The sequence below is a fragment of the Streptomyces sp. B15 genome, from assembly GCF_018070605.1.
Lineage (GTDB): Bacteria > Actinomycetota > Actinomycetes > Streptomycetales > Streptomycetaceae > Streptomyces > Streptomyces smyrnaeus.
Genome location: NZ_JAGPXJ010000235.1, coordinates 1 through 418 on the forward strand (window position 1 = coordinate 1; position 418 = coordinate 418).

The 418-nt window shown below is 63.6% G+C and carries 1 protein-coding gene; it reads right to left on the minus strand.

Features of this window, described 5'->3' with window-relative positions; translation table 11 throughout:
- Positions 1 to 81: 81 nt before the first annotated feature.
- On the minus strand, positions 82 to 418 hold a 337-nt coding region (locus KBY19_RS37910), incomplete at its 5' end, for a hypothetical protein (RefSeq protein WP_210967543.1).

Consider the following 418-nt stretch of genomic DNA (forward strand, 5'->3'; position numbering starts at 1 on the left):
ATAAATCGAGAAGCCTCGGCGTACTGGATCGCCCGCCTGCGCGGGCGATGACACCCTAATGTGGAGAGGGCATCTCGCCCCCTACTGCTTCTTGATCAGGCTCCACTTCGTCACCACGGCTTCGCTCATCTGGCCGGGGTCGCTGGCGCAGGCGACCTCGTCGACCTTGATCGAGATTTCCTTGCCGGTGAACATCTTCAGCTGCGCGGCCTGGGCATCGCCGCTCGGAACAAGCTGGAAGGTTTCGGGACCGGTCTCGAGATTGCACAGCCCGTTCGGCGCCGGCAGGCGGCGCGGCTCGGAGGTGATCTGGTACATTGCAATCCGCTTGCCGGAATTCTTGACGTCGCGCACCTTCATCGCGTTCAACGCGCCCGAGAGCACCTCGCCGGCGTTGATCGGCTTGCCGGGCTTCGAC